The organism is Microbacterium sp. ProA8 (genome assembly GCF_039905635.1).
Taxonomy (GTDB): domain Bacteria; phylum Actinomycetota; class Actinomycetes; order Actinomycetales; family Microbacteriaceae; genus Microbacterium; species Microbacterium chionoecetis.
The window spans coordinates 2084575-2109975 of sequence record NZ_CP157000.1 but is presented as its reverse complement, the minus strand read 5'-3'; the positions used below and the strand labels follow the sequence as shown (position 1 = coordinate 2109975).

Here is a 25401-nt window from a genome sequence, read left to right as displayed (position 1 = left end):
CCCGTCCGTTCGCCCGTTCGGGCTCTCAAGAAAGCAAAGACGTGGCGACATCCACTCCCGTCCGGCATGCATGGCGCGCGCTGACCGGACTCCTCGCGATCACCGCGATCCTGTTCGGCATCAACGCCATGGGCGTGTACGTGTTCGGACAGAGCTCCTGGACTCCTGCGCTTGCCCTCGACCTGCAGGGCGGCACGCAGATCGTGCTCGAGGCGCAGACCGAGGACGGCGCCGATCCCTCTGCTGAGCAGATGGAGCAGGCGGTCACCATCATCCGCCAGCGCGTCGACGCCTCGGGCGTCGGCGAGGCCGAGGTCACCACCCAGGCCGGCAACCAGATCGTCGTGCAGATCCCTGGTCAGGCCGACGAAGAGACCCGCAACCGCATCGAGGCGTCCGCGCAGCTCCAGCTGCGCGCCGTGCTCTATGCGGGCGAGCCGGCGAACACGTTCGTCGGCGAGGACGGCACCGCCACGCCGTACCCGACCCCCGACCCGTCGCTTCAGGCGACGCCGACGACGGCGCCGACCGACGGCAGCGACACCGCGTGGATCACTCCGGCCCTTCAGGCGGAGTTCCTCGCCTACGACTGCGCCGATCCGGCCAACGATCCCGCTAATGCGCCGGCCGACGAGCCGCTGATCACGTGCGACGCCGACGGCAGCGTCAAGTACATCCTCGGCCCCGTCGAACTCGACGGCTCGTCGATCGACGACGCGACGTTCGGCCTCCAGCAGACCAACAACCAGTGGGCGGTCAACCTCTCGTTCGACGGTGAGGGCACGACGACGTTCGGCGAGATCAGCCAGCGGCTGTACGGCGCGCAGGCGCCGCTCAACCAGTTCGCGTTCGTGCTCGACGGCTACGTCCTGTCGGCACCCTCGATGAACGGTGTGATCCTCGACGGCAAGCCGAGCATCACGGGCAGCTTCACGCAGGAGACCGCGAAGGTGCTGGCCGACCAGCTGAAGTACGGCGCGCTGCCGCTGAGCTTCACGGTCGAGAGCTCGAACTCGATCTCGGCGACGCTCGGTTCGCAGCAGCTGCAGATCGGACTCATCGCCGGCCTCATCGGTCTGGTGCTCGTCGCGATCTACTCGCTCATCGTCTACCGCGCGCTGGGCTTCATCATCATCGCCTCGCTGGCGGTGATGGCGGTGCTGACCTACGTCACGCTCTGCATCCTCGCCTGGCGCATGGGCTTCCGCCTCTCGCTCGCCGGTGTCGCCGGCCTCATCGTGACGATCGGCTTCACGGCGGACTCGTTCATCGTCTACTTCGAACGCATCCGCGACGAGCTGCGCGACGGCAAGTCGATCACGTCGGCCGTCGAAGACGGCTGGGGTCGCGCGAAGCGCACGATCTACATCTCGAAGTCGATCAACATCCTGGCCGCCGTGGTGCTGTACATCCTGGCCGATTCGACGGTCAAGGGCTTCGCGTTCACACTCGGCCTGACGACGGCGATCGACGTCCTCATCTTCATCCTGTTCACGCACCCGGTGCTCCAGCTGCTGGCGCGCACGCGGTTCTTCGGGTCGGGGCATCCGCTGTCCGGACTCGACCCGACGGCTCTGGGAGCGGTCTACCGAGGCCGTGCGCAGTTCCGCGAGCCGGTGCTCGCGACCGGTGCCGCCGGACGCCGCAACGTCAAGGCGCGCGGCGAAGCCGCCCGCCGCCAGACCATCGCGGAACGCAAGCAGTCCGAACTGGCCGCCGCCGACAGCGCGAAACCCGGCAAGACCGTCAAGGAGGGAGACGACTGATGCGCTCCATGAGCCAGCTCGGCAACGACCTCTACACGGGCAAGACCTCGTTCCCCTTCGTCGGGCGCCGACGCCTGTGGTTCCTCATCGCCGCCCTCCTCGTGATCGGCTCGGCGCTGGTGCCGCTGTTCCGTCCGATCCAGTTCTCGATCGAGTTCACCGGCGGATCCCAGTTCACCGTCAGCGGTGTGGCGTCGCCCGTCGACCAGTCGCTCGCCACCGACGCCGTGCTGTCCGTGGTGCCGGAGGCGACGACGAAGGTCGTCACGATCGGCGACGACGCGGTGCGCGTGCAGACCGATCAGGTGACGGATGCCGAGAGCCGCGAGATCTCCGCGGCCCTCGCCGAGGCATACGACGTGCCCGAGAGCGAGGTCAGCTACGCGTTCATCGGTCCCAGCTGGGGCGCCGACGTCACGCGGACGTCCCTCTGGGGCCTCGCGATCTTCCTCGCGCTGACCTTCATCATCCTGGCGCTGTACTTCCGCACCTGGAAGATGTCGGTCTCGGCCATCATCGGCCTGGTCGATGTGCTCATCATCACGATCGGCGTGTACGCGCTGTTCGGCTTCGAGATCTCGCCTGCGGCCGTCATCGGCTTCCTGACGATCCTCTCGTACGCCCTGTACGACACGACGGTCGTGTTCGACAAGATCAGGGAGAACACGAGCGAAGACGGCGAGGTCTCCGGGCGCACGTTCGGCGAGTCCGTGAACCTCGCGGTGAACCAGACCCTCGTGCGCTCGATCAACACGACGATCGTGGCGATCCTGCCGACCGGTGCGATCCTGTTCATCGGACTCATCTGGGCCGGCGCGCAGACGCTGACCGACCTGTCGCTGTCGATCTTCGTGGGAACGATCGTGGCCGCGTACTCGACGATCTTCGTCGCGGCGCCGCTGTACTCGCTGCTGCGTGAGAACGAGCAGCCCATAAAGACGCGCGACACGCGCGTCGTGGCGGCGCGCGAGCTGGCGGGCACCCCGGCCTGAGGCCTCGCCGCTCGGGCGTAGGATTGGGAGGTCCGGCGGAGGGGAGGGGATCGCATGACCGAGACCGTTCCCCCCGCCCAGTCCTCGTCCCTGCGGCGCCTGGTGCCGCGGATCTTCTCGCGCTCCGCACGTCGGGATGACGTAGAGCAGCTGCTGAGGACGGTGCGCACGCACCATCCGAAGGGCGATCTGTCGATCGTCGAGCGCGCGTACTCCGTGGCCGAGAAGGCGCACTCCGGCCAGGCACGCCAGAGCGGCGAGCCGTACATCACGCATCCGCTCGCCGTCGCGCAGATCCTCGCGGATCTCGGGCTCGGGCCTCGCGCCATCGCCGCGGCTCTGCTGCACGACACGGTCGAGGACACCGAGTACTCCCTCGAGACGCTCACCGCCGAGTTCGGCGACGAGGTCGCCATGCTCGTCGACGGGGTGACCAAGCTCGACAAGGTCAAGTACGGCGAGAGCGCACAGGCCGAGACGGTCCGCAAGATGATCGTGGCGATGTCCCGCGACATCCGCGTTCTCCTCATCAAGCTGGCCGACCGCCTCCACAACGCCCGGACCTGGGGCTTCGTCCCGCCCGAGAAGGCGCGCAAGAAGGCGACCGAGACCCTCGAGATCTACGCGCCGCTCGCGCACCGGCTCGGCATCCAGGCGATCAAGTCCGAGCTCGAGGACCTCTCTTTCGCGGTGCTGCACCCGAAGCTCTACGCCGAGATCGAGAGTCTGGTGAAGCAGCGCACCCCGCAGCGCGAGCAGTACGTGCAGAACGTCATCGGCGCCGTCGACAGCGACCTCCGCGAGCTGCGCATCCGTGGTCGCGTGATGGGCCGGCCGAAGCAGCTGTACTCCGTGTACCAGAAGATGGTCGTCCGCGGCCGCGAGTTCGACGACATCTACGATCTCATCGGCATCCGCGTGCTCGTCGGCAGCGTCCGCGACTGCTACGCGGTGCTGGGCGCCATCCACGCACGGTGGACGCCGCTCCCGGGGCGCTTCAAGGACTACATCGCCACGCCCAAGTTCAACCTCTACCAGTCGCTGCACACCACGGTCATCGGCCCGGGCGGCCGCACCGTCGAGATCCAGATCCGCACGCACGAGATGCACCAGCAGGCGGAGTACGGCGTCGCGGCGCACTGGAAGTACAAAGAGCAGATGAACGGCGCCAAGCCGGACTCCAAGTCTCTCGACACCGACATGGCCTGGCTCGCCCATATCTCGGATTGGCAGGCTGAGACGGCCGACCCCGGCGAGTTCCTCGACTCGCTCCGCTTCGAGATCGGCGCCAAAGAGGTCTACGTCTTCACGCCGAAGGGACGCGTGATCGGGCTGCCCGCCGGCGCGACTCCCGTCGACTTCGCGTACGCCGTGCACACCGAGGTCGGCCACCGCACGATGGGCGCGAAGGTCAACGGGCGGCTGGTCCCGCTCGAGTCCGAGCTGAAGAGCGGCGACGTCGTCGAGGTGTTCACCTCGAAGAACCCGGATGCCGGCCCCAGCCAGGACTGGCTCGGCTTCGTGCGGAGCACCCGCGCGCGCAACAAGATCCGCGGCTGGTTCACGAAGGAGCGCCGCGAGGAGGCGATCGAGCAGGGCAAGGAGTCCATCGCGCGGGCGATGCGGCGCCAGAACCTGCCGTTGCAGCGGCTGATGAGCCAGGACTCGTTCACCGAGGTCGCCCATCTGCTGCGCTATGAGGACGTATCAGCGCTGTATGCCGCGGTCGGCGAGGGCCATGTCTCGACCCAGTCCGTCATCGAGAAGGTCACCGCGCTCGTCGCCGCGAACGACACCACGACCGGTCCGATCGATCTGCCGATCGTCGGACGCACCCGCGCACCGCGCGGCGGCGACTCGGGGGTCCTGGTGCGCGGCGCCCCCGACATCCTCGTCAAGCTGGCGAAGTGCTGCACCCCCGTGCCGGGCGACGAAGTCGTCGGCTTCGTGACCCGCGGCAGCGGCGTCTCGGTGCACCGGACCGACTGCACGAACGTCAAGTCGCTGATGGACGACCCGGAGCGCATGATCGAGGTCGAGTGGGCGCCGACGACGAAGAGCGTGTTCCTCGTCCAGATCCAGGTCGAGGCGCTCGACCGCTCGGGTCTCTTGAGCGACGTCACGCGCGTGCTCAGCGAGCACCACGTCAACATCCTCTCGGCGACGGTCTCGACCTCGAACGATCGCCTCGCGCTCAGCCGCTTCGTGTTCGAGATGGGCGACATCGTCCACCTCGATCGTGTGCTCAACGCCGTGCGGCGCATCGACGCCGTCTACGACGTGTACCGCGTGACGTCCTCCTGAAGCCCGGCGACGATCTGCCGCAGGCACGTGAGCGCCGCCCGCTTGTGGGGGAGCGCCCCCGCCTCGAGCCTGATGATCGCGCGGGAGGCGGCATCCAGATCTGCACCTGCGAGCAGGCGCGCGGCTCGCGTGTGCTCCGCGTCGCCGACCCGGGCGAGGTCGGCGAGGGTCCGCTCCGGGCTGGTGACGAGCACACCGCCGATCAGCTGCAGGTCCGCGGTCGCGACCGCGAGGTCGCGATAGACCAACTGCCGGTGCGGGACGACGTGGAGGCGGCGCGGCACTGCGCGCTGCACGGTGTGGCGCGCGGGCGGCGCCGGCAGCGCGCCGTGGATCCAGGCGGCGGTCAGATGCGTGGCGGCGAGTGTGTCGCCGAGCGTGGGCGTCAGCGAGCCGGCGCGCAGCGCCCGTGTCTCCACCGCATCCGCGGGCATGTACGCGTCGCCCAGCGACACGAGGTGTCCGTCGAGGCAGGCGGCTGTCAGCTCGGCGCTCGAGAGCCGGTCATCCGCGAAGTACAGGAAGGGGGATCCCACGTCCGAAGTCTGCCGCACCGTGCACGGAGCACGGATGCCGCACCTCGGCGCCTGTGGACAACCCGGGCATGGCGAAAGCCACACCCGGGTACGTCCATCCGCTGGAGACGGCTGAGCCGTGCAACTCAGTGACGAGGAATCAGCCGCCCAGCGCCTTGAGCCAGGTCCTGCGTGCCTCGAGTGCGTCGGTGGCGTTGGCGATGGCCCGCTTGTCGCCGGACTTCTTCGCCACCTCGAGTTCGTCCTCGAGCTTGCGGATCGAGTCCGTCAGCTGGCGCGTCATGTCGTTCGCGCGTGCCTTCTGCTCGGGATCGTTGCGCTTCCAGTCCGCCTCTTCGCGCGAGCGCAGCGCGTTCTCGATACGACGAAGCTCGTCGTCGAGCGAGCGCTCCGTGTCGCGCGGGAAGATCCGGCCGACCTCGTCCCAGCGGCGCTGCACGCCCGTCAGGGTGGCACGGGCCTTCGCGATGTCGCGCTCGTCGGCGACGACCTTCGCCTCTTCGAGCAGCGCGCGCTTGAGCTCGATCTTCTCGCGCGAGGCTTCGAGATCGGCCGTCTCGCGCTCGATCCGGGCGCCGTACAGGGCGTCACCGGCGGCCTTGAACCGCGCCCAGAGCGCGTCGTCGACCTTCTTGCCGGCCCGACCTGCCGTCTTCCATTCGTCGAGCAGGTCGCGGTAGGCGGGGATGCCGTCCTCGCCCTTCGTCGAGAGGGCCTCGGCCCGCTCGACCAGGCGTGTCTTGCGGTCGCGAACGCCCTTGTGCGCCTCGTCCAGCTCGGCGTAGAACGCCCGGCGGTGCTTGTCCACCGTCGCACGAGCGTCGCGGAATCGCTTCCAGAGCTGCTGGGCGGTCGACTTCGGCAGCCTCGGGCCGTTCTGCTGCTGCGACTGCCACTGATCGAAGAGCGAATTGAGCTCGGACGTGGCCTGCTTCCACTGCACGGTGCGCGGATCGCGCGCCGCCAGAGCCTCCGCCTTCTCGACGAGTTCGGTGCGCGCCTTCACGGCGTCGTCGACGGCCTCGCGCGCGGCCACGGCTTCGGTCTCGGACTCGGCGGCGAGCGTCTGGGTGAGTGCGGCGACACGCGCGACGAGGCTCGCGAGATCGCCGACGGCCGCGGCATCCCGCAGCTTGCCGTTGATCGTGCGTGCGGTCGAACGCAGATCCGAGACGGATGCCCCGCCGCGACGGTGCCGCACCTCGAGGAGCGTCACTTCGCTGGCCAGATCGTTGTACTTGCGCTCGAAGTACCCGAGCGCCTCTTCGGCAGACCCGTCGGGGTACTGCCCGACGACGCGCCAGCCATCGGTCTCTCGGACCGAGACGGTGCCGTCCTCGTCGACGCGGCCCCACGGCTCGTCCGAAGCCGGCGCGGCGGGCGCGGTCGTGACGTTCTTGGGCGCCATCGGCTTGGGCGCCGCAGCAGGCACGTCAGCCGCGGCAGGCTCAGCCTCGTCCTCGGGCTCAGCCGCGGGCTCGTCGGCGTCGGTTGCGGGCTCGGCGTCAACCGCGGGCTCAGTCTCACCCGCCGACTCGGCAGCGGGCTCGTCTGTCTCAGCCGCGGGCTCGTCTGTCTCAGCCGCGGGCTCGTCTGTCTCAGCCGCGGGCTCCTCGGCCTCAGCCGAAGGCTCGTCCGCCTCAGCCGAAGGCTCGTCCGCCTCAGCCGCAGGCTCGTCCGCCTCAGCCGCAGGCTCGTCCGCCTCAGCCGCAGGCCCCTCGGCCTCAGCCGCAGGCTCGACGGCGTCAACCGCGGGCTCAGCCTCGGCCGCGGTCTCGGCGTCGGCGGGTTCCTCGGCAGAGCTCGAATCCTCGGACTCGATCTCGGCGGCGGGGGATTCCTCCGCGGGTGCGGGGTCCTCGACCCCTTCCGCGGCGGTGTCGGCGGGTGCCGCGGCTGCGGCGTCTTCCGACGTCCCCGCTTCGTTCGCGGTGACAGCGGCGTCGCTGTCCGGTGCCTCGGGGGCGTCGGTTTCGGGCTGGGAATCTGCTGCGGCAGTCACGGGATGCACCTCATCGCGGCTCACGCCGTCTGTAGGGAGTAGGACGGCTCACAGCCTAGTACGGCGGATGCCTCGTCTCCGATGGTGCAGCGGCCCCGAGCCCGAGAAGTCAGGGCGTCGGCGCGGGCGTCGCGCTCGGCTCGGGCGTCGTCGGCGAGGGAGTCGGCGCCGGCGTGGTCGCTGTGGGCGTCGGCGTGGACGAGGGCGCAGGCTCGGGGGCACCGGGGCCGGCCACGAAGTAGACCGTCTGGGCGCCGATGAGACCGAGGACCAGGACACCGCCGACGATGCCGGCGATCAGGTTGTCACGCGTACGGCGTCGCGCCTGCCCCTCGTGGAACTGACGTCGCGCCTCGTACAGTCGGGTGCGGTCGCGCGCAGCCCGCGCATCACGGTTCTTGCCACCGGTCGCCACGTGACCTCCTCATTCGGTTTGCGTCAGGCTCGTTCGGTCTTGCGTCAGGCTCGCTCGCCCTGTCTCACGCTCGTCACCTCATGCGCGGCAGGACGGCGGGACGAAGCGAGCAGTCGCTGTGTCCATGCCGGTCGCGCGTGCACGCGGGTCCGCGCCCCAGGCGGGATGATCCTACGGGGCCGTCCGGCGGCGACCAAACCGCGGCGGATCCGGTGTCGTGGCCGCGGGATAGCCTGATGAGATGACCGTCCCTGCCTCCTCTCCACGCGCCGGCGGCACGTCGCGCGGGGCCTCGGGGAGCAGTGGCGCACCGACAGCCCTCTTCCAGGGGCTGACGCCGCTCGCGGTGCGGATGCGTCCCACGTCGCTCGACGAGGTCGCGGGGCAGTCGCACCTGCTCCGGGCAGGCTCGCCTCTCGTGACGCTCGCGAATCCGGATGCCGCGGCCCGCGCCGCGACCTCGGTGATCCTGTGGGGCCCGCCCGGCACCGGCAAGACCACGCTCGCGCAGGCCATCGCCCGTTCGTCGGGCCGGCGCTTCGTCGAACTGTCGGCGGTCACGGCCGGGGTGAAGGACGTACGCGAGGTCATGCAGGAGGCGCTCACCCAGCGCGACCTGTACGGACAGTCCACGATCCTGTTCCTCGACGAGATCCACCGGTTCACGAAGGCCCAGCAGGACGCGCTGCTGCCGGGCGTCGAGAACGGCTGGGTGGTCCTCATCGCGGCGACCACCGAGAACCCGTCGTTCTCGATCATCTCGCCGCTGCTGTCGCGCTCGCTGCTGCTCACCCTGAAGCCGCTGACCGACGATGACCTCCGCATGCTCCTCGACCGTGCGGTCGCGGATCCCCGCGGGCTCGCCGGAGCGGTCGCGCTCGGCGACGAAGCCCGCGACGCGCTGGTGCGCCTGGCCTCGGGCGACGCACGGCGGGCGCTGACGGCGCTCGAAGCGGCGGCGTCGCTGGCGGTGCCGGAGGAGGACGAGAGCGACGAAGACCGGGACGACGACGAGGATGCCGCCGACGGCGTCCCCGAGATCTCCGCCGACCACGTCGCGCAGGCTGTCGACCGCGCGCTGCTGCGCTACGACCGCCAGGGCGACGAGCACTACGACGTGATCAGCGCCTTCATCAAGTCGATCCGCGGCTCGGACGTCGACGCCGCGATCCACTATCTGGCGCGGATGATCGAGGCAGGGGAGGACCCCCGCTTCATCGCGCGCCGCCTGATCATCTCGGCCGCAGAGGACATCGGGCTCGCCGACCCGCATGCGCTGCCGATGGCGGTGGCCGCCGCCGAGGCGGTGCAGTTCATCGGCATGCCCGAGGGCCGCATCCCGCTGGCGGAGGCGACGGCCTATCTCGCGACGACGGCCAAGTCCAACGCCGCCTACCTCGCGATCAACTCCGCGATCGCCGACGTGCGCGCCGGCGGCTTCGGCCGCGTACCCGTGCACCTCCGCGATGCGCACTACCCGGGAGCGAAGCGCCTCGGCCACGGCAAGGGCTACGTCTACCCGCACGATGCCGAGATCGGCATCGCCGCGCAGCAGTACCTGCCCGACGAGCTTCAGGGGCGCCGGTACTACGAGCCGAAAGCACTCGGGGCGGAGCGCGATGTGCAGGCCCGCCTCGAGAAGATCCGGCGCATCCTCGACGGCGAACGCTGACCGCCGGTCGTCGCGCGGCGCCTCGCGTCGGCCCCGCCGTGGCGCCCCTGGCGTCCTCAGAAAGGCGGCGCAGCGGATCTGGTAAGGTTGAGGGGCTCGAAACGCAGTTTTCGGGCATCCCCTCTCTTCTTGAACGACCTTCCGGCATGCCCCGGCGTGCATTCCGGACAGGGCGAAGACAGGGCGATACGTCCGCGAGCCGTGAAAGACACGGCAGCGTCATCGAAAGGAACACTTCGTGGCAACGAAGTCCCAGGACCGCCGCAAGGTCCGCCTCTCCCGCGCCCTCGGCGTCGCGCTGACCCCCAAGGCAGCCAAGTACCTCGAGAAGCGCCCCTATGCGCCGGGTGAGCACGGCCGCACCAAGCGCAAGCAGGACAGCGACTACGCCGTCCGCCTCCGCGAGAAGCAGCGTCTGCGCGAGCAGTACGGCATCCGCGAGAAGCAGATGCGCAACACGTTCAACGAGGCCCGCCGCACCCAGGGCCTGACGGGTGAGAACCTCGTCGAGCTCCTCGAGATGCGTCTGGACGCGCTCGTGCTGCGTGCCGGCTTCGCCCGCACCACCGCGCAGGCTCGCCAGCTCGTCGTGCACCGCCACATCCTCGTCGACGGCCAGCTCGTCGACCGCCCGTCCTTCCGCGTGAAGCCGGGTCAGCTCATCCACGTCAAGGCCAAGAGCGAGGGCATCGAGCCCTTCCAGGTCGCAGCGCTCGGCGGTCACGCCGAGGTCCTGCCGCCCGTTCCCGGTTACCTCGAGGTCGAGCTCGACAAGCTCCAGGCCCGTCTCGTGCGTCGCCCGAAGCGCGCCGAGGTCCCCGTGGTCTGCGAAGTCCAGCTCGTCGTCGAGTACTACGCGGCGCGCTAAGCGTTTCGTCTCGCTTCGCTCGCTCAACGACCGAAGCAGAAGGGCGTCGGGGTTTCACCCCGGCGCCCTTCGTCGTTCCACCCGCGCGCGCCCATCGGCATGGCCGTGAGCGTTTCCGCTTACGATGGGGGGATGCCGCGCCCCGGCGGCCCGCGAGGAAGTGGTGACATGAAGAACCTCCTGTGGTTCCTGTTCGGCATCGCCGGCGGGTTCGTGCTCGCGCACCTGATGGACAAGGACCCGCGCGGCCACGAGATCCTGGCCGACGTCGACGCCCGCATCACGGAGTTCACCGACCGCATGGGCGACGCCTACCGCGAGCAGGAAGCGCGGTTCGCCGGCCTGGTCGACGACGTGCGGGATGCCGCCGCAGACGCCGTCGGATCAGCCCGGGCTGTGGCATCCGATGTCGTCGAGAAGGTCGCCGACGCGGCCGACGACGCGGCCGACAAGCTCACCGACTGACCCGCCGCCCGCCTCTCCGCGCCCACGCCCCGGCACCGGTCGCCGGATACCCAGAACACGCACGCATTCGCACGCACACGCAAGGACCCGAATGAAGACCGCCGAGATCGCACAGCGCTTCCTCGATTACTTCGAGAAGAACGGCCACACCATCGTCCCCTCGGCATCGCTGGTGACCGACGACCCGGCGCTGCTGTTCACGGTGGCCGGCATGGTGCCGTTCATCCCGTACCTCTCCGGCGACGTCCCCGCGCCGTACGCGCGTGCCGCCGACAACCAGAAGTGCATCCGCACCAACGACATCGAAGAGGTCGGAAAGACGCCGCGTCACGGCACCTTCTTCCAGATGCTCGGCAACTGGTCGTTCGGCGACTACTTCAAGGAAGGCGCCATCCGCTACGCCTGGGATCTGCTGACGAGCTCTGAGGCCGATGGCGGACTCGGCTTCGATCAGAAGGACCTGTGGGTCACCGTCTACGAAGAGGACGACGAGGCGCACGATCTCTGGCTGAAGCTCACCGACCTGCCTGCGGAGCGCATCCAGCGCCTCGGCAAGGACACCAACTACTGGAGCACCGGCCTCCCGGGGCCCGCCGGTCCGTGTTCGGAGATCTTCTTCGACCGTGGTCCCGAGTACGGGATCGACGGCGGCCCCGCCACCGACGACGACCGCTACGTCGAGATCTGGAACCTCGTGTTCATGCAGTACGAGATCACGAACGTGCGCAGCAAGTACGACTTCGACATCGTCGGCGAACTCCCGAACAAGAACATCGACACCGGCATGGGCCTGGAGCGCATCGCGTTCATCAAGCAGGGCGTCGACAACATGTACGAGACCGACCAGGTGCGTCCGGTGCTCGACAAGGCGGTCGAGCTGTCGGGCCGCACGTACGGCGCGAACCACGAAGATGATGTGCGGTTCCGCGTCATCGCCGACCACATCCGCTCGTCGCTGATGCTCATGTCGGACGGCGTCACGCCTGCGAACGACGGCCGGGGCTACATCCTGCGCCGCCTCATGCGCCGTGCGATCCGCTCGATGCGCCTGCTCGGCGTGGACGGACCGACGTTCGGCGTGCTGTTCGAGGCGTCCCGCGACGCCATGAAGGACGCCTACCCGGTCGTCGAGGCCGACTGGGCGCGCATCTCGCAGTACGCCCTGGCCGAGGAGGCGACGTTCCTCCGCACGCTCGCGGCGGGGGAGTCGCTCCTCGACGAGTCGCTCGCCGAGACGAAGGCCACGGGCGGCAGCACGCTGACCGGCTCGGAGGCGTTCCTGCTGCACGACACCTACGGCTTCCCGATCGACCTGACGCTCGAGATCGCCGAGGAGGCGGGGCTCAGCGTCGACCGTGCGGCGTTCGACGCACTCATGCAGGAGCAGCGCGCGCGTGCCAAGGCCGACGCCCGGGCGCGCAAGCGCCAGCTCGCCGACACGAGCGTGTACCGCGACCTGCGCGCCCAGGGCGAGACCGTCTTCACCGGCTACACCGACCTTGAGGCGGAGTCGCAGGTGCTGGGCGTCCTCGTCGACGGCGTCTCGGTCGACCGCGCGAGCGTCGGCCAGATCGCCGAGGTGATCCTGGCCGAGACCGCGCTGTACGCCGAGTCCGGCGGCCAGGTCGCCGACAAGGGCGTCATCGTCGGCCCGGGCTACGAGCTCGAGGTCCTCGACGTGCAGAAGCCGGTTCCCGGGCTCATCAGCCACACCGTCGAGGTCTCCATCGGCGAGGTCGGCGTGGGTCAGCCCGCGACGACGGTGGTGGATGCCGCGAACCGCCGCGCCGCCCGCCAGGCGCACTCCGCGACCCACCTGGTGCATGCCGCGCTCCGCGACACGCTGGGCAAGACCGCGACGCAGGCCGGTTCGCTCAACCGCGCCGGCTACATGCGCTTCGACTTCTCGTGGGGTCAGGCCCTCTCGGACGACACCAAGACCGAGATCGAGGAGATCGCCAACAACGCGGTGCGCGACAACCTCGAGGTGACCACGCGGGTCCTCGCCCTCGACGAGGCCAAGTCGCTCGGCGCGATGGCGCTGTTCGGCGAGAAGTACGGCGACACGGTGCGCATGGTCGACATCGGCGGCCCCTGGTCGCGCGAGCTCTGCGCCGGCACGCATGTGTCGACGAGCGCCGAGATCGGCATCATCAGCCTCGTCGGAGAATCGTCGGTGGGCGCGTCCAACCGGCGGGTCGAGGCACTCGTGGGTCTCGACGCGTTCCGCTCGCTGGCCGCTGAGCGCGCCCTCGTGTCGCAGCTCACGTCGTCGCTGAAGGCGCCGCGCGAGCAACTGCCCGCCCGCATCGCCGAGCTTCAGGCGAGCCTCAAGGTGGCCGAGAAGAAGATCGCGGCGTTCGAGTCCAAGGCGCTCGGCGATCGCCTTCCCGCCCTCGCCGCCGGCGCGACGCGCGTGGGCGACACGCTCGTCGTCGCCGAGACGCTGGGCACCGCGGCGTCCGCCGACGACGTCCGCTCGCTGGCGCTGCAGGTGCGTGAACGCCTGGGCTCCGAGGCCGCCGTGGTGGCACTCGGAGCTGTCGTGAACGAGCGTCCGGTCGTGATCGTCGCGACGAACGACGCCGCGCGGACGGCCGGGGCCAAGGCCGGCGCGCTCGCGAAGGGCGCGGCCGGAGTGCTCGGCGGCGGCGGAGGCGGACGCGACGACGTCGCCCAGGGCGGTGGGACGGATGCCGCGGCCCTGCCTTCGGCGCTGGCCGCAGTGAAGGACGCACTCGGCGCGTGAACGGGCCGCGTCGATGAGCGATTTCAGGCGGGGCCGGCGGCTCGGCATCGACGTGGGCAAGGCCCGCGTGGGTGTCGCGACGTGCGATCCGGACGGTCTGCTCGCCACGCCGGTCGAGACCGTGCCGCGTGACGACGCCTCGGTGGCGCGGATCACGGCCCTCGCCGATGAGTACTCCGCGGTCGAACTGCTGGTGGGCCTGCCGATGAATCTGCGCGGTGAAGACACCGCGTCGACCCAGGACGCCCGGGACTTCGCCGCTGCCCTGGCGGCGGCATCCGCTCTTCCGGTGCGACTCGTCGACGAGCGGCTCTCGACCGTCTCGGCACACGCGGCACTGCGCAGTTCGGGCAGATCCCAGCGTTCTTCGCGTAGCATCGTTGACCAGGTCGCCGCGGTCGTCCTGCTCCAGCAAGCGCTCGACGTCGAGAAGAGCACCGGACGACCCCCCGGAACCCCCGTCCCCCAGGAGCCCGCCTGATGCCCGACTCATCGCCAGACGGCGAAGCAGTTCCCCCGTCGCGCCGCGCTGCCCGCGAAGCGGCGAAGCGCGCGGCGACGGGCGAGACGCCGACCCAGACTGGGCAGGCACCGACTCCCGCACCCGCGGCTTCCGCACCCGCGGCAGCAGCCACCTGGGAATCGCTCATCACGGGCGCCACTCCCATCGTCGGGAGCGGTCCCAGCGCGCCTGCGCCCGCCGCCGGCGCGGCTCCGACGTCCGCCGCTGCCGGGGTTCCCGCGTCGCCCGCGGACCCTGCGCCGGGCAGCGGGTTCCAGCCCGTCCCCCTGCGCGCGCCCCGGCCGACGACAGAGCCGGTCGACATCGTCGACCCGTCCAGCGCGGACGATTCGTGGATCTTCGCCAATGCCGGCGTGGGTCCCGCCATGCCGTACAGCCGTTCCGGTGCGGCATCGACCGCGCCGGCGTCGGCCGCATCGCCGACGGCCCCGGCTGCGTCGGCTCCCTCGGCGGCACCTCGAGACGGCCGGCGCGAGCAGGCTCGCCAGGCCCCCGTCGCGACGCTCGACGATCTGTTCAGCGGTTCCACCTCGACGGAGGACATCGGGAACGTGCCACCACCGAAGAACAAGAGGCGCCGGCGCATCGGCGGCTGGATCGCCCTCGGCGTCGTGCTGCTGATCCTCGGCGGCATCGCCGGCGGCGCGTACTACGTGTGGACGACGTACGAAGACCAGATCCGCGAAGTCATGGGCTGGGAAGAGCCCAAGGACTACGAGGCGGGCCTCGCGAACGGCGAGACATTCGTGACGATCGACCAGGGCGACACGGGATCGCCCATCTCGCAGTCCCTGTACGACGCGGGTGTGACGAAGACCCCGGACGCCTTCTACGACTACCTGATCACGAGCGAGCAGAACCCGATGTTCCAGCCGGGCGTGTACAAGCTCCAGAAGCAGATGACGAGCGAGGCGGCGCTGGCGGCGCTCCTCGACCCGGCGAACAAGCAGGAGTTCACCGCGCAGATCCCCGAGGGCTACACCGTCGACGGCACCCTCGAGCGGATCTCCGAGGGCACCGGCATCCCGCTCGCCGATCTGCAGGCCGCCGCCGCCGACGCGTCTGCGTACGGCGTCCCCGTCGATCCGGCGCTCGTCGCGGCAGGGGGCCAGCCGCTCGAGGGGTGGTTGTTCCCCGCGACCTACACGTTCGATCCCAGCGTGACGGCGCAGTCGGCGATCCAGACGCTCGTCGACCGCACGGTGCAGTCGCTCGATGCCGCCGGCGTTCCCGTTGAGAGGCGCCAGGAGATCCTCACGACCGCGTCGATCATCCAGCGCGAGGCGCGCTTCGAGGTCGACATGCAGAAGGTCTCACGGGTCATCCTCAACCGTATGGATCCGGCCAACCAGGAGACCTTCGGACTCCTGCAGATGGACTCGACGGCGCAGTACGGCTACGGCGAACTGCACGAGGGATCGGCGAGCACGTCCGAAGAGGCGCAGTTCGACCCGAACCCGTGGAACACCTACGTGCACGCGGGGCTGCCGATCGGTCCGATCGCGAATCCCGGCGATGTGGCGATCGACGCGGCGATGCACCCGGCGGACGGGCCGTGGCTGTACTTCGTCACGGTGAACATGGACACCGGCGAGACCATCTTCACGAGCAGCTACAGCGAGCACTTGGAGTACGTCGACCAGATGCTGGCGTGGTGCAGCGAACACCCGGACTCGGGGTGCTGAGCGCCGACGCGACGCGTCTGGAGGTGTGGGGCGATCCCATCGCGCACAGCCGCTCGCCGCAGCTGCACGCCGCCGCCTACGAAGTCCTCGGCCTGGACTGGTCGTACGGGCTGCGCCGGGTCGACGAGTCGTCGTTCGCGGCGGAGTTCGCCGACCTCGATGACAGCTGGCGCGGCCTCTCGCTCACCATGCCGCTCAAGGGCGTCGCCTTCGCGACGGCGTCCACCCGCGACCGCCGGGCGGAGCTGACCGGCGCCGTCAACACGCTGCTGCTGGATCCCGCCGGCACGCGCGGCTTCAACACGGATGTCGGCGGCATCGTGCGGGCCCTGGCCGATGACGGCATAAGCGACGTGGCACGCGCCCGCATCGTCGGCGCCGGCGCCACCGCGACCTCTGCCCTCGTCGCGCTGTCCGAGCTGGGCGTCGAAGAAGTCGACGTCGTCGCGCGCCGGCCCGAGGCGGTGACAGCGCTGACCGAACTCGGGCGCCGCCTCGGGATCGCGGTGCGGACGGCCTCGTTCACAGCAGGCGACCACTCCGCCGTGCCCCTCACGATCGCGGCGCTGCCGGGTGATGCGCCGATCGCGGATGCCGCGGCCGACGCGCTGGCATCCGCCGGGGGCCTGCTCCTCGACGTGGTGTACGGGCACTGGCCGACGGCACTGTCGGCCGCGTGGGAGCGTGCCGGGAACCCGGCGCGGTCAGGACTCGGGATGCTGCTGCACCAGGCACTGCTGCAGGTGCGGATCTTCCGCAACGGCGATCCGGACGCGCCTCTCGCGCGCGAGGACGAATCGCTGCAGGCGATGCGCCGCGTGCTCGAGGAGCCCCCGACGGCGTAACCGCGGTCCGGGGCGTGGGAGACTGGACCAATGCTCCGCGTGCTCACGGCCGGCGAATCGCACGGCCCCGAACTCGTCGCCGTCATGGAGGGCCTGCCCGCGGGCGTCCCCATCTCCCGCGCCGCGATCCAGGCGGATCTCGCGCGCCGCAAGCTCGGCTACGGCCGCGGCTCGCGGATGAAGTTCGAAGAGGACGAGCTGACCATCTCGTCCGGCGTGGTGCACGGCACCAGCCTCGGCAGCCCCATCGCCCTGCGCATCGGCAACACCGAATGGCCCAAGTGGGTCGAGGTCATGAGCCCCGAGCCCGTCGAGCTCACCGAGAAGTCGCGCGGTCGCGGCGCCGCGCTCACGCGGCCCCGTCCCGGCCACGCCGACCTCGTCGGCATGCAGAAGTACGGCTTCGACGAGGCCCGGCCGATCCTCGAGCGCGCGAGCGCCCGCGAGACGGCAGCACGCGTCGCCCTCGGCGCACTCGCACGCGCTTTCCTCGCCGAGCTCGGCATCCGTCTCGTCAGCCACACGCTCTCGATCGGTCCGGTGCAGGTTCCCGCCGGCGCGGCCCTGCCCACGCCGGACGACGTCGAGGTGCTCGACGCCGATCCGCTCCGCTGCTTCGACGCCGCCACGAGCGCCGCCATGGTGGCCGAGGTCGACGACGCGCGCAAAGAGGGCGACACGCTCGGCGGCATCGTCGAGGTGCTGGCGTACGGGCTGCCGCCGGGACTCGGCTCGCACGTGCACTGGGACCGCCGCCTCGATGCCAAGCTCGCACAGGCGCTCATGAGCATCCAGGCCATCAAGGGCGTGGAGGTCGGCGACGGGTTCGAGACCACGCGCCGTCGCGGCTCCGCCGCCCACGACGAGCTGTTCGTGGCGGGCGAAGGCATCACGCGCTCGAGCGACAAGGCGGGCGGCACCGAGGGCGGCATGTCGACCGGCACCGTCCTGCGCGTGCGCGCGGGCATGAAGCCGATCGCGACCGTGCCGCGGGCACTGCGCACCGTGGACGTAGCGACGGGCGACGCCGCGTCGGCGCACCACCAGCGCTCGGACGTGTGCGCCGTGCCGGCGGCGGGCGTCGTCGCCGAGGCGATGGTCGCCGTGGTCCTGGCCGAGGTCGTGCTGGAGAAGTTCGGCGGCGACAGCGTCGCCGAGACGCGCCGCAACCTCGAGGGCTACCTCGCGGCGATCCCCGACGCGCTGCGCAGCGCCGCCGAGAGCGACGCCGGTCTCGCCGAGCATGACCTCGCACTCTGACGCCGTCGTGCTGATCGGCCCGATGGGGGCCGGAAAGACCAGCATCGGCAAGAAGGCCGCGCGTGCGCTCGGCCTGCCCTTCTTCGACACCGACGCCGCAGTCGTGCGCGACCACGGACCGATCGAGCAGCTCTTCATCGAGCATGGCGAGGCGCGGTTCCGTGCGGCCGAGCGCGCCGCCGTCCGCGAAGGCCTGGCCACCGGCGGCATCGTCTCGCTCGGCGGCGGGGCGATCATGGACCCCGACACCCGCGCGGAGCTCTCACAGCTCCGCGTCGTGCTCCTCACCGTGTCGCCGCGCGTCGTGGCCGGCCGCGTGCGCGACTCGAACCGGCCGCTGCTACAGGGCGGCGACGACGCCATCGAGCGCTGGACCGCGATCTTCGAAGAGCGCCGGCCCGTGTACGAAGAACTCGCCGACGTCACGTTCGACACGTCGACCGGTCCGCTGCAGGACGTCGTCGACGCCCTCGTCGCGTGGGTGCGCGGCGACAGCCTCCCGCAGTCCGATGACGCGGCCGCCGGCTCGGCCGGACCGAGTGAGATCAGCCCACACGACAGCGGCCCCCTCGAGAAGGAGCAGACGCCATGCGAGTACTGAGCGAGCGGAGCGAGTCGAAGTGACCGACGCCACGACCATCACCGTGAGCGGCGACGCGAGCTATGACATCACCGTGGGCCACGGCATCCTCTCGTCGCTCGGCGAAGCACTGCCGGCCGCTGCCCGCAAGGTGCTCGTGATCCACCCGCCGACGCTCGCGGCACAGGCCGAGAACCTGCGCGCGCAGCTCGTCGGCGACCGTGAGGTGCTGCTCGCCGAGATCCCCGACGCCGAGGCGGGAAAGCGCATCGAGGTCGCCGCCTTCTGCTGGCAGGTGATGGGCAAGGCCGATTTCACGCGGACCGACGTCGTCGTGGGGTTCGGCGGGGGAGCGGTCACCGATCTCGCCGGCTTCGTCGCCGCCACCTGGCTGCGCGGCGTCGAGGTCGTGCAGGTTCCCACCACCGTGCTCGGCATGGTCGACGCGGCCGTCGGCGGCAAGACCGGCGTCAACACCGCCGAGGGCAAGAACCTCGTCGGCGCGTTCTGGGCGCCGCGCGCCGTGATCTGCGACCTCGACCTGCTCGGCTCGTTGTCGCGCAACGAGCGCGTCGCGGGCTACGCCGAGGTGGTGAAGGCCGGATTCATCTGGGCGCCCGAGATCCTCGACCTCGTCGAGGCCGATCCCGAAGCGGCCGTCGACCCGCAGAGCGCCGCCTTCCGTCGCACCATCGAGCTCGCGATCGAGATGAAGGCGCGCGTCGTGGGGGAGGACCTGCGCGAGGCGGGCCTGCGCGAGATCCTGAACTACGGCCACACCCTCGGCCACGCCATCGAGCACGCCGAGCGCTACCGCTGGCGTCACGGCGCCGCGATCTCGGTCGGCATGGTCTTCGCCGCCGAGCTGTCGCGGCTCGCCGGCCGGCTTCCGGATGCCGCCGCTCAGCGCCACCGCGACATCCTCGGCTCACTGGGCCTGCCGACGACGTACGGCGCCGGGCGCTGGCCGACGCTGCTCGCGACCATGCAGCGCGACAAGAAGAGCCGAGGGGGCATGCTGCGCTTCATCGTGCTCGACGACATCGCCAAGCCCACCGTGCTCCAAGCGCCGGACGAGTCGCTGCTCTTCGCCGCCTACCAGGAGGTCGCGGGCTGATGACCGCCCGGCGGCGCGCTAGGGTGCTCGGATGACGGCATCGCCTGATCCGCGCCTGACGGTGCGCCGCATCCGCTCGGACGAGTGGGCCGCCGTGCGGGCACTCCGACTGGAGTCGACGAGCGACCCCGACGCGGGGATGGCGTTCCTCGAGACGCCCGAGCAGGTTTCCGAGCGCCCCGATGAGTTCTGGCGCGAGCGCGCCGGCCAGGCGGCGACGAGCGAGACGGCCGCGCAGTTCGTCGCGGTCGTCGACGACGTGTGGATCGGGAGCCTGTCGGTGCTGATCCGCGCCACCGGACAGAAGGACGCGCTGGGCCGGTACGTCGACGATCGCCGAGCCGATGTCGTCGGCGTGTACGTGAACCCCGGCCACCGCGGGACGGGTGCGGTCGACGCCCTGCTCGCCGCGGCCGCCGCATGGGCGGCGAGCCTCGGGCTCGACCGGATCTCGCTCGACGTCCACCGCGACAACGCCCGCGCCGCGGGCGCATATCGACGTGCCGGCTTCGCCCCGACCGGTGAGACGTACTCGAGTGCGATCGGCCCGCAGGTCGTCATGACCCGCCCGCTGCCGTGACCGGCAGGCGATCCGGGTGCGCTGATATCGTGCGATCATGACCCACCCCCGCCGTCTGCTCCTCGTCAACGGGCCCAACCTCAACCTGCTGGGCGCACGTGAACCCGGGATCTACGGCACGGCGACGCTGGCCGACGTCGAGCGCGTGACGAGGGATGCCGCGGCACAGCGAGGCTTCGAGGTGCGGGCCGTGCAGAGCAACCATGAAGGCGTGCTTCTCGATGCGATCCACGCGGCCCGCGAGGACTGCGCCGGCATCGTGATCAACCCCGGCGGACTCACCCACACCTCGGTGATCCTGCGCGACGCGCTGTCGGGCGTCGGCCTTCCGGTCGCCGAGGTGCACATCTCGGATGTGAAGGCACGTGAGGCGTTCCGCCACCATTCCTACGTCGCCGACGTCGCCATCGTGCACGTGATCGGCGAAGGCGTCGCCGGCTACGCGACGGCCGTCGAACGGCTCGTGGACATCCTCACCGGGCAGGCCGAGGGCTGAGGAATCGCCCGGGACCAGGCATCCCGTAGAATCGAACGTCGGCGCTGCCGGTCCCCGAGCATGTCGACGGGCAGCGACCGCCTCTCGCTTCACGCCGCTCACACCACAACGAAACGGATTCGCACCCTCATGGCATCCACCGCAGACATCAAGAACGGCGTCGTCCTCAGCATCGACGGTCAGCTCTGGAACGTCATCGAGTTCCAGCATGTCAAGCCGGGCAAGGGTGGCGCATTCGTGCGCACGAAGCTCAAGAACGTCGTCTCGGGCAAGGTCGTCGACCGCACGTACAACGCGGGCGCGAAGATCGACATCGAGAACGTCGACCGCCGCGACTTCACCTACCTGTACAACGACGGCGACAACTTCGTCTTCATGGACGTCGCCGACTACGACCAGATCAACGTGGCAGCCGCCACGGTGGGCGACGCCGCCAACTTCCTGCTCGAGAACCAGCAGGTGCAGATCGCGCTCAACAACGGCAACCCGCTCTACGTCGAGCTCCCGGCGTCGGTCATCCTCGAGATCACCTACACCGAGCCCGGCCTGCAGGGCGACCGCTCGTCGGCCGGCACCAAGGCGGCCACCGTCGAGACCGGCTACGAGATCCAGGTCCCGCTGTTCGTCGAGACCGGCACCAAGGTCAAGGTCGACACCCGCACCGGCGACTACCTCGGCCGCGTCAACTGAGGTCGGCGGCCGCTGACTGATGAGTGCCCGTACGAAGGCGCGCAAACGCGCGCTCGACATCCTGTTCCAGGCCGACGTCCGCGGCGATACGCCGGCGACCGTCCTCGCCGCCGAGGCCAAGCGGGCCGCGAACGAGCCCGCCCGCGAGGCTTCTTGGCTGTACGCCCGTGAGATCGTCGACGGGGTGATCGACAACCAGGACGCCATCGACGAGCAGATCACCACGTTCGCCAAGGACTGGACGCTCGCCCGCATGCCGGCGGTCGACCGCGCCGTGCTGCGCATCGGCGTCTGGGAGATCCTGTACAACGACGAGGTCCCGACCGCGGTCGCCATCGACGAGGCGGTCGAGCTCGTCAAGGAGTTCTCGACCGACGATTCGGGACCCTTCGTGCACGGCGTGCTCGCCCGGATCGCGCGCACAGGCTGACCGCGATGCGTCCGCCGCGGTGTCGGCGGGCCTTGGCAGGATGGATGCCGTGACCCCGCCGTCCGCCGGACCCCCGCCGTTCGTCGACCCCGGGCACATCCGCCGGCACACCGACAGCGGCTCCTACGAACGAGGCGCGGCGTACTTCGCCGATGGCGCCGTGCAGCGGCTCGACTGGGACCCGGTCACGTGCGTGATCGAGGCGGTCGTCGCCGGCAGCGCCGGCCGCACGTACCGCTGCCGGGTCCGGCTCGACCCGCAGCGCGTGGACCACCCCATCGCCGCGACGTCGTGCACGTGCCCGGTGCAGTTCGACTGCAAGCACACGGTCGCGACGCTGCTCGCAGCGAACCGGCTGGCCGCGGCGGCCCCGGCGTCGCCCGGCGAATCGTCGTGGCGCGCGGTGTTCGCGGCGCCGGCCCCCGCACCCCGGGCGCACACGCCCCTCGCGCTGGGCATCGAACTGCGCCAGCGGATCCGTCGCGGCGCGTCGGCGTGGGCACCGGCACGCGTCGAGTCCGCCACGCCGCGCGGACTGCACCAGCACGGCGCCGACGTGCTGGTGGGGCTCCGCCCGATGGAGCGCTCCGCCCGGTCCGACGCGTGGATCAAGGGCGGCGTCTCGTGGGACGCCCTGCGGCGGCCGAGCACGGTGTACGACCCCGCCCAGGCGCGGTGGTTCGCCGAGCTGCACAGCATCGGCCGCGACGTCCGCTCGTTCGGCGCGTTCTCCGACGTGTCGGACTGGCTCACCCTCGACGACATCGAGTCGAGCCTGCTCTGGCCGCATCTGGCGTCCGCCGCGGGCCACGGCATCCCGTTCGTTCCGACGAAGCGCAACACGACGGTCGCACTGGCGTCCGCGGCGACCGTCTCGGTGCAGGCGCAGCGCAGCGCGCGCGGCCTCGAGATCGTCCCGGTCGTCACGATCGACGGCGAGCAGACCGTCGGCACTCCCTCCCCGGACGCCGTCCCCGCTTCCTCCGGAGCTTCGGGGCGCGTGAGTCCACCCGCGACGCTGCGTCCGGTCGGCCGCACGGGCGTCTACCGGTTCACGGTGCAGCGCGAGCGCATCGAGCTGGTGCTGGCGGCCGTCGCGCTGCCCGACCCGGTGCCGGCGCTGCTCCGCGCGCGCGAAGCCGTGACCGTGCCGGCGGACGAGGCCGCGGAGTTCGTGCGCGAGCACCTGCCGCGCATCGCCCGCCGCGTCGATCTTGAGGCGCCCGGCATCGACGTCGCCCCGCCGCCCCGGCCCAAGCTCGTGGTGCTGGTGCGATTCGAACCGAGCCATCGGCTCGTCTACGCGCTCTCGTGGCGCTATGGCGACGGCGAGCTGCTCGGCCTCGATGCGACCGGCGACGACGGCGACCCGGCGCTGGAACGCGAGATCCGCGACCGCGTCGAGTCGCTCTGGCGCGATCACGCGCCGGTCGACTTCGCCGGCGCCGACACGCTGTCGGGGATCGTGGCGGCGGAGTTCGCGTCACAGCTGCTGCCGCTGCTCGAGGCCGACGACGACGTCCGTGTGGAGATCTCGGGCGAACGTCCCCACTACCGTGAGCTCGCCGGCGATCCGCGTATCGACATCACGTCCGTCGAGACGACCGACGCCGACTGGTTCGACCTGGGCGTCGTCGTGACGATCGACGGCCGCAGCATCCCGTTCGGCACGCTGTTCACCGCGCTCTCGCGCGGCCGCAAGAAGATCCTGCTGAGCGACGGGGCGTACTTCTCGCTGTCGCATCCCTCGCTCGCGCGCCTGCGCGACCTCATCGACGAGGCGGGCGAGCTCGACGAATGGGAGACCGGACCGCGGATCAGCCGGTATCAGACGGCCCTGTGGGCGGATTTCGAGGATCTCGCGGACGAGGCGCAGCCCGCGGTCTCGTGGCGGGCCACCGTGGAGGCGCTGCGCGACGCCGAGGGAGTTCCTTCCACACCGCTCCCTGCCGCGCTGCAGGCGGACCTCCGCCCATACCAACGGGTCGGCTTCGACTGGCTGGCCTTCCTGTGGCAGCACCGGCTCGGCGGCATCCTGGCCGACGACATGGGCCTCGGCAAGACGCTGCAGCTGCTCGCCCTCATCGCGCACGCGCGCGAAACCGGCGAGAAGCGCCCCTTCCTGGTGGTGGCGCCGACATCGGTGCTCTCGACGTGGCGGAGCGAGGCGGCGCGCTTCGTGCCGGACCTGCGCGTCGCCGTCATCGACGCGACCCGCGCGAAACGCGGCACGACGGTGACGGATGCCGCAGCCGACGCCGACATCGTCGTCACGTCGTACACGCTCCTGCGATTGGACGAGGCGGAGTTCGCACGCGTCACGTGGGCCGGCCTGATCCTCGACGAGGCGCAGTTCGTCAAGAACAGCCAGACCAAGGCCTACCGGGCGGCGCGCGATCTGCCGGCGGACGTCGTCTTCGCCGTCACCGGCACCCCGCTCGAGAACAGCCTCACCGAGCTGTGGGCCCTGCTCTCGCTGGCTGCTCCCGGGCTGTTCGCCTCCGCGCGGCGGTTCCGGGAGGAGTACGTCGGCCCCATCGAGAAGGGCAAGGTGCCCGAGAACCAGGAGGGCGGCGCGTATCGCGCCGGACGCCTCGCGCGCCTTCGGCGCCGCATCCGTCCACTGGTGCTGCGGCGCACGAAGGAGCTCGTCGCCGCCGACCTGCCCGCCAAGCAGGAGCAGGAGGTGCGGATCGAGCTCGGGGCGGCACACCGCGCCCTGTACGACACCGTGCTGCAGCGCGAGCGCCAGAAGGTGCTGGGGCTGTTGGAAGACCTCGACCGCAACCGGTTCATCGTGTTCCGCTCCCTGACGCTGCTGCGCATGCTGAGTCTCGCCCCCGAGCTCGTCGACCCGGCGTACTCCCACATCGCGCCGAGCAAGCTCGGCGCGCTCTTCGAGCAGCTCGACGAAGCCCTCGCCGAGGGGCACCGCGCCCTCGTGTTCAGCCAGTTCACGTCGTTCCTCGGCCTCGTCTCCGCCCGGCTCGAAGAGCGCGGCATCCCGTATGCGTACCTCGACGGCTCGACGCGCGATCGCGATGCCGCCGTCGACGCCTTCCGCGGGGGAGAGGCGCCGGTGTTCCTCATCAGCCTCAAGGCGGGCGGTTTCGGCCTCACGCTGACGGAAGCCGACTACGTGTTCCTGCTCGACCCGTGGTGGAACCCCGCGGCCGAGGCGCAGGCGGTCGATCGCGCCCACCGCATCGGTCAGCACCGCAGCGTGATGGTGTACCGGCTCATCGCGAACGGCACCATCGAGGAGAAGGTCATGGCCCTGCAGCAGCGCAAATCACGGCTGTTCCGCTCGGTGATGGACGACGACGCCCTGTTCGGCCAGGCGCTCACCTCCGACGACATCCGCGGACTCTTCGAGGGATGATCCGGCCGTCGCCGGCCGGAGCGCGCCCAGAGAGCGGGATCGCT

Annotated in this window: 21 protein-coding genes; 18 read left to right on the top strand and 3 right to left on the bottom strand. The window is 70.5% G+C overall.

The window, feature by feature from the left end:
* Nucleotides 1-41 precede the first annotated feature (41 nt).
* The 3 genes from secD to ABG085_RS09220 are packed head-to-tail and all read left to right on the top strand — an operon-like array spanning nt 42 to nt 5062.
* Entirely contained in the window at nt 42-1766 is a 1725-nt protein-coding gene (gene secD, locus ABG085_RS09230; protein WP_347979076.1) for a protein translocase subunit SecD, read from the top strand.
* Nucleotides 1766-2758, top strand: a complete 993-nt coding sequence (gene secF / locus ABG085_RS09225; RefSeq protein WP_347979075.1) for a protein translocase subunit SecF — start codon at nt 1766-1768, stop codon at nt 2756-2758. Before secD ends, secF begins: the two co-directional genes overlap by 1 nt.
* 54 nt (nt 2759-2812) lie before the next feature.
* Nucleotides 2813-5062, top strand: a complete 2250-nt coding sequence (locus ABG085_RS09220) for a bifunctional (p)ppGpp synthetase/guanosine-3',5'-bis(diphosphate) 3'-pyrophosphohydrolase (RefSeq protein WP_347979074.1) — start codon at nt 2813-2815, stop codon at nt 5060-5062.
* Here ABG085_RS09220 and ABG085_RS09215 read toward each other — a convergent pair.
* The 3 genes from ABG085_RS09215 to ABG085_RS09205 all read right to left on the bottom strand — a co-directional run bounded on the left by ABG085_RS09215 (nt 5032) and on the right by ABG085_RS09205 (nt 8015).
* Nucleotides 5032-5598, bottom strand: a complete 567-nt coding sequence (locus ABG085_RS09215) for a hypothetical protein (RefSeq protein WP_347979073.1) — start codon at nt 5596-5598, stop codon at nt 5032-5034. The genes ABG085_RS09220 and ABG085_RS09215 overlap by 31 nt on opposite strands.
* A gap of 139 nt (nt 5599-5737) precedes the next feature.
* Entirely contained in the window at nt 5738-7600 is a 1863-nt protein-coding gene (locus ABG085_RS09210; RefSeq protein ID WP_347979072.1) for a DUF349 domain-containing protein, read from the bottom strand.
* Between the two features lie 109 nt (nt 7601-7709).
* Nucleotides 7710-8015: a dioxygenase gene (locus ABG085_RS09205; protein WP_347979071.1), complete on the bottom strand. Its 306-nt coding sequence runs from the start codon at nt 8013-8015 to the stop codon at nt 7710-7712.
* A 352-nt stretch (nt 8016-8367) separates the two neighbouring features.
* Between ABG085_RS09205 and ABG085_RS09200 the strand changes: the two genes are divergently transcribed.
* From ABG085_RS09200 to ABG085_RS09130, 15 genes are all read left to right on the top strand, one after another.
* Nucleotides 8368-9687 (top strand): replication-associated recombination protein A, encoded by a 1320-nt coding sequence (locus ABG085_RS09200; RefSeq protein ID WP_347979158.1) that lies wholly within the window; start codon nt 8368-8370, stop codon nt 9685-9687.
* Nucleotides 9688-9925: 238 nt separating this feature from the next.
* Nucleotides 9926-10555: a 30S ribosomal protein S4 gene (gene rpsD / locus ABG085_RS09195; RefSeq protein WP_194415420.1), complete on the top strand. Its 630-nt coding sequence runs from the start codon at nt 9926-9928 to the stop codon at nt 10553-10555.
* 168 nt (nt 10556-10723) lie between these two features.
* Complete coding sequence (locus tag ABG085_RS09190) at nt 10724-11020, top strand: ATPase (RefSeq protein WP_347979070.1); 297 nt, start codon at nt 10724-10726, stop codon at nt 11018-11020.
* A 91-nt stretch (nt 11021-11111) separates the two neighbouring features.
* On the top strand, nt 11112-13769 hold the full coding sequence (alaS, locus tag ABG085_RS09185) for an alanine--tRNA ligase (protein WP_347979069.1): 2658 nt from the start codon (nt 11112-11114) through the stop codon (nt 13767-13769).
* Between the two features lie 13 nt (nt 13770-13782).
* Complete coding sequence (gene ruvX / locus ABG085_RS09180) at nt 13783-14250, top strand: Holliday junction resolvase RuvX (RefSeq protein ID WP_347979068.1); 468 nt, start codon at nt 13783-13785, stop codon at nt 14248-14250.
* Complete coding sequence (gene mltG / locus ABG085_RS09175; RefSeq protein WP_347979067.1) at nt 14250-15977, top strand: endolytic transglycosylase MltG; 1728 nt, start codon at nt 14250-14252, stop codon at nt 15975-15977. Before ruvX ends, mltG begins: the two co-directional genes overlap by 1 nt.
* Nucleotides 15947-16822 carry a shikimate dehydrogenase gene (locus ABG085_RS09170; RefSeq protein WP_347979066.1) on the top strand — a complete coding sequence of 292 codons (876 nt, stop codon included), beginning with the start codon at nt 15947-15949 and terminating at the stop codon, nt 16820-16822. Before mltG ends, ABG085_RS09170 begins: the two co-directional genes overlap by 31 nt.
* A gap of 30 nt (nt 16823-16852) precedes the next feature.
* Complete coding sequence (gene aroC, locus ABG085_RS09165; protein ID WP_347979065.1) at nt 16853-18082, top strand: chorismate synthase; 1230 nt, start codon at nt 16853-16855, stop codon at nt 18080-18082.
* Nucleotides 18066-18683, top strand: coding sequence for a shikimate kinase (locus ABG085_RS09160; RefSeq protein ID WP_347979064.1), 618 nt, complete (start codon nt 18066-18068; stop codon nt 18681-18683). The genes aroC and ABG085_RS09160 overlap by 17 nt, the downstream gene beginning before the upstream one ends.
* Nucleotides 18684-18702: 19 nt before the next feature.
* On the top strand, nt 18703-19779 hold the full coding sequence (gene aroB, locus ABG085_RS09155; protein WP_347979063.1) for a 3-dehydroquinate synthase: 1077 nt from the start codon (nt 18703-18705) through the stop codon (nt 19777-19779).
* A 31-nt stretch (nt 19780-19810) separates the two neighbouring features.
* Nucleotides 19811-20359: a GNAT family N-acetyltransferase gene (locus ABG085_RS09150; RefSeq protein ID WP_347979062.1), complete on the top strand. Its 549-nt coding sequence runs from the start codon at nt 19811-19813 to the stop codon at nt 20357-20359.
* A 37-nt stretch (nt 20360-20396) separates the two neighbouring features.
* Entirely contained in the window at nt 20397-20855 is a 459-nt protein-coding gene (gene aroQ / locus ABG085_RS09145; protein ID WP_347979061.1) for a type II 3-dehydroquinate dehydratase, read from the top strand.
* A 129-nt stretch (nt 20856-20984) separates the two neighbouring features.
* Nucleotides 20985-21545: an elongation factor P gene (gene efp / locus ABG085_RS09140; protein ID WP_194415430.1), complete on the top strand. Its 561-nt coding sequence runs from the start codon at nt 20985-20987 to the stop codon at nt 21543-21545.
* Between the two features lie 19 nt (nt 21546-21564).
* Nucleotides 21565-21975, top strand: coding sequence for a transcription antitermination factor NusB (nusB, locus tag ABG085_RS09135; RefSeq protein ID WP_347979060.1), 411 nt, complete (start codon nt 21565-21567; stop codon nt 21973-21975).
* Between the two features lie 49 nt (nt 21976-22024).
* The gene (locus ABG085_RS09130) at nt 22025-25357 is read left to right on the top strand and encodes a DEAD/DEAH box helicase (protein WP_347979059.1); all 3333 of its coding nucleotides are present in this window, start codon (nt 22025-22027) and stop codon (nt 25355-25357) included.
* Nucleotides 25358-25401 lie beyond the last annotated feature (44 nt).

What these genes read in the sequence shown, in the direction of transcription:
- efp (WP_194415430.1), top strand. Translation starts at nt 20,985, where the DNA reads ATGGCATCCACCGCAGACATCAAGAACGGCGTCGTCCTCAGCATCGAC.
- mltG (WP_347979067.1), top strand. Translation starts at nt 14,250, where the DNA reads ATGCCCGACTCATCGCCAGACGGCGAAGCAGTTCCCCCGTCGCGCCGC.
- alaS (WP_347979069.1), top strand. Translation starts at nt 11,112, where the DNA reads ATGAAGACCGCCGAGATCGCACAGCGCTTCCTCGATTACTTCGAGAAG.
- nusB (WP_347979060.1), top strand. Translation starts at nt 21,565, where the DNA reads ATGAGTGCCCGTACGAAGGCGCGCAAACGCGCGCTCGACATCCTGTTC.
- ABG085_RS09150 (WP_347979062.1), top strand. Translation starts at nt 19,811, where the DNA reads ATGACGGCATCGCCTGATCCGCGCCTGACGGTGCGCCGCATCCGCTCG.
- ABG085_RS09160 (WP_347979064.1), top strand. Translation starts at nt 18,066, where the DNA reads ATGACCTCGCACTCTGACGCCGTCGTGCTGATCGGCCCGATGGGGGCC.
- ABG085_RS09190 (WP_347979070.1), top strand. Translation starts at nt 10,724, where the DNA reads ATGAAGAACCTCCTGTGGTTCCTGTTCGGCATCGCCGGCGGGTTCGTG.
- aroQ (WP_347979061.1), top strand. Translation starts at nt 20,397, where the DNA reads ATGACCCACCCCCGCCGTCTGCTCCTCGTCAACGGGCCCAACCTCAAC.
- secF (WP_347979075.1), top strand. Translation starts at nt 1,766, where the DNA reads ATGCGCTCCATGAGCCAGCTCGGCAACGACCTCTACACGGGCAAGACC.
- ABG085_RS09220 (WP_347979074.1), top strand. Translation starts at nt 2,813, where the DNA reads ATGACCGAGACCGTTCCCCCCGCCCAGTCCTCGTCCCTGCGGCGCCTG.
- aroC (WP_347979065.1), top strand. Translation starts at nt 16,853, where the DNA reads ATGCTCCGCGTGCTCACGGCCGGCGAATCGCACGGCCCCGAACTCGTC.
- ABG085_RS09200 (WP_347979158.1), top strand. Translation starts at nt 8,368, where the DNA reads ATGCGTCCCACGTCGCTCGACGAGGTCGCGGGGCAGTCGCACCTGCTC.
- ruvX (WP_347979068.1), top strand. Translation starts at nt 13,783, where the DNA reads ATGAGCGATTTCAGGCGGGGCCGGCGGCTCGGCATCGACGTGGGCAAG.